The following is a 2,866-nucleotide window of genomic DNA, read 5'->3' as shown; positions in this document are numbered from 1 at the left end:
AGAAACGATCGGAACTAAACCCAGGACGCTTCAGACCAGGCGGTGCAAATCAATCAACGACCGCGCCAACCGATCCATACTGGTGACCACAAGTTGGTCACCAGGGCGCACATAATTCAACGCACCATCCAACCCAGGGCGGTCGGTGGACGAACCGCTGACAGTATCNTCGAAGATGCGAAAGCACTTTTCTTTCTTCAACGCTGCGGTTTGCCGCTCAAGATTCTGGTCTTTAGAGCTAACCCGCGCATAACCGACTTTCTGCCCGGAAATAACCTCAGAATGTTCAGGGATATCTAGAGGTAGTGACGGTTCTGTTCCATAATCCATAACCTAACCCTAGTGAACATTAAGTTTGCGAGGGGGTTTGTAATTCAAAAACTGTTCTTTTGGGGTGTGCCCTATCGAATCATCTTTATCTCAAAACCGACAGGAGCCACCAAGGGGGAGGGGCGCTCATCGTCTGCACCTCTTCAGGATGAGATCTCCCCGATTGCCTGCGTTGCCGTTCATGCGCAGCACGACAGCAGCGACGGGTCGGTGGTGAAGGCCTTCGCGGCGATCCGGATGCCCTCGGCCATGGTCAGGTAGGGGGCCCAGGCGTCGGCGACCTCGGCGACGGTCCTGCCGAGCACGTGGACGCCTGCGGCGGCGAGCTCCCCGGCGTCCTTGGCGACGGCGGTCAGGCCGAGGATCTCGTTCGTCTCGGCGTTCACGACGATCTTGATGAACCCGCGGGTGTCGCGGTTCACCAAGGCGCGGGGCACGTGGTGCAGGGGCAGGACGCGGCAGTCGCAGCGGATCCCCGCGGCGAGGACGTCCTTCTCGGTCATCCCGACCGCGCCGATCGCGGGCCCGGTGAACGTCACCCGCGGCAGGCGGGCGTAGTCGACGGACCGGTCGGCGTCGGCGAACGCGTTCTCGGCGACGAGGGTGCCGTGGTGGGCGGCGACGTAGACGAACTCGGGGTGCCCGGTCACGTCGCCCGCGGCCCAGATCCGCGGGTTCGAGGACTGCAGCCGGTCGGAGACGACCACCTCGCCGGAGTCTCCGGTCTTCACCCCGACCGCATCGAGGTTCAGGCCATCGGTGACGGGACGGCGTCCGAGGGCGACCAGGACCTGGTCGGCGCGGAACTCCTGCGAGCCGCCGGACACGGTGGCGGTCACGACGGCCTCGCCTCCCGTGCCGCGAGAGACCCGGGTGGGCACTGCGCGGCTGACGACGCGGATGCCCTCGTCGGCGAACACCTCCTGGAGCGCCTTCGATACCTCCGGCTCCTCCTTCGAGGCGAGCCGGGACCGCACGAGCAGCGTGACCTGCGAGCCGAGGCGGGCGAACAGCTGCGCCTGCTCCAGGGCGATGTAGCCGCCGCCGAGCACCAGCAGCGACTCGGGGACCTCCGTCAGCTCCATCGCCGTGGTCGAGGTCAGGTATCCGGTCTCCTCCAGGCCGTCGATCGGCGGTGCCCACGGGCGAGAACCAGTCGCGACCAGGTAGTGGTGGGCCTCGATGGTCTCGACGCTTCTGTCGGCTCCGGCAACATCGAGAACCGGCGCATCAGGGGTGCCCACGAACGAGGCGTCGCCGCGGAGGACCTGCCAGCCGTAGGAGTCGGCGACGTCGGCGTACTTCTCGCCGCGCAGCGACTCCACCAACGCTTGCTTCCCAGCGATCAGCGCGGGCATGTCGACGGGATCCGCCGTCGTCGCGATCCCGGGGAACCGGGTTGCGGCGTCGACGGCGACGTGCCGCGCGCCGGCCGCGGCGATGAGCGCCTTCGACGGGACGCAGCCCGTGTTCACGCAGGTGCCGCCGAGCGTCCCGCGCTCGATCATCACCACCGACTTTCCGAGCGTGCTGGCGCGGATCGCAGCGGCGAACGCGCCGCCTCCCGATCCGATGATGGCGAGATCGTACTTCGTAGGCATCGCTGCTCCTGTCAACTCTTGGCTTTCTGCTCTGTCTCAGCCATACTGGACCTTCCAGTACAGGGGAAGGTCAAGCGCGGCCACGGAGGGAGACAGCAATGCGGATCGGAGAACTCGCCGAGAGGGCGGGCACTACCGCGAAGACCCTTCGCTTCTACGAGGAACAGGGCCTTCTGCCCCCGACCGAGCGCACGCCGTCCGGATACCGCGACTACGCGCCCGAGACGGTCGCTCGGATCGACTTCGTCCACCGCGGCCAGGCCGCGGGCCTCACCCTCGCCCAGATCCGCCAGATCCTCGACATCCGCGACGGCGGCCAGGCGCCCTGCGAGCACGTGCGCGACCTGCTTGACGTGCGCCTCGCTGAGATCGAGCAGCAGATCGCGCAGCTCTCCGTGCTGCGCGACACTATCGCGGACCTCAGACAGGACGCCGCGCACCCGGACCCTGAAACGTGCAGCACCGATCAAGTGTGTAGGTACTTGTAATCCAATTGGGCACACCTCCTTAGCAACCACGCTATGCGAGAGTTGCAGCTCGACGAGAGCCAGGATGACAGGATTAACCGCCAGGAGCTATCTATAAATAGGGACTATTTCTTACCTGGAAGTAACATTTTGGCGGTTGAGGATAATACCTTTGGTGCATTTTGAGCCAAAAGCTTCTTGGCCTCTGGATGGTGCTGTTGCAAAGTCGGGCGGAGAGCAGCGAAGACCTAGTTCCTCATTCTCTGATGGCCGCTGCGTGTGGGCGTTGTTAGGCCGTCTCGAAGACCCGGTTGACGATCACCGTGTCCGGGTTCGGTTGCCCGTGAGGTCAAACATCGTGCCTTGCCCTTTCCGCAATGAGTGCATCGCCTCCATCCCTTTCAACGTCCGGTACGCCGAGGTCCGGTTTTTGAACGCGCCTTTCGGCCCGAGGATCCGCTTCAGCCG

General features: G+C 64.4%; 3 protein-coding genes and 1 pseudogene. 1 reads left to right on the top strand and 3 read right to left on the bottom strand.

Annotated features, from left to right (window positions below; all coding sequences use genetic code 11):
• Window positions 1–30: 30 nt before the first annotated feature.
• Together A37O_RS15360 and merA are read right to left on the bottom strand one after the other, a co-directional pair.
• Entirely contained in the window at window positions 31–330 is a 300-nt protein-coding gene (locus A37O_RS15360; protein WP_018297457.1) for a recombinase family protein, read from the bottom strand.
• Window positions 331–509: 179 nt separating this feature from the next.
• Window positions 510–1,931, bottom strand: a complete 1,422-nt coding sequence (gene merA, locus A37O_RS0110490) for a mercury(II) reductase (protein WP_018297456.1) — start codon at window positions 1,929–1,931, stop codon at window positions 510–512.
• 98 nt (window positions 1,932–2,029) lie between these two features.
• On the opposite strand from merA, the gene A37O_RS0110485 reads away from it, so the two are divergent.
• Window positions 2,030–2,419: a heavy metal-responsive transcriptional regulator gene (locus A37O_RS0110485; protein WP_003847964.1), complete on the top strand. Its 390-nt coding sequence runs from the start codon at window positions 2,030–2,032 to the stop codon at window positions 2,417–2,419.
• A 268-nt stretch (window positions 2,420–2,687) separates the two neighbouring features.
• On the opposite strand, the pseudogene A37O_RS15715 reads toward A37O_RS0110485, so the two are convergent.
• Window positions 2,688–2,866: pseudogene (locus A37O_RS15715) on the bottom strand (IS6 family transposase); the annotation flags it as partial.

This window comes from Corynebacterium lubricantis DSM 45231, assembly GCF_000379425.1.
GTDB classification, from domain to species: domain Bacteria; phylum Actinomycetota; class Actinomycetes; order Mycobacteriales; family Mycobacteriaceae; genus Corynebacterium; species Corynebacterium lubricantis.
This window is presented reverse-complemented; position numbering and strand designations above follow the sequence as displayed.

Coding starts and splice junctions, on each gene's coding strand:
- merA (WP_018297456.1), bottom strand. CDS start 1,931: ATGCCTACGAAGTACGATCTCGCCATCATCGGATCGGGAGGCGGCGCG.
- A37O_RS0110485 (WP_003847964.1), top strand. CDS start 2,030: ATGCGGATCGGAGAACTCGCCGAGAGGGCGGGCACTACCGCGAAGACC.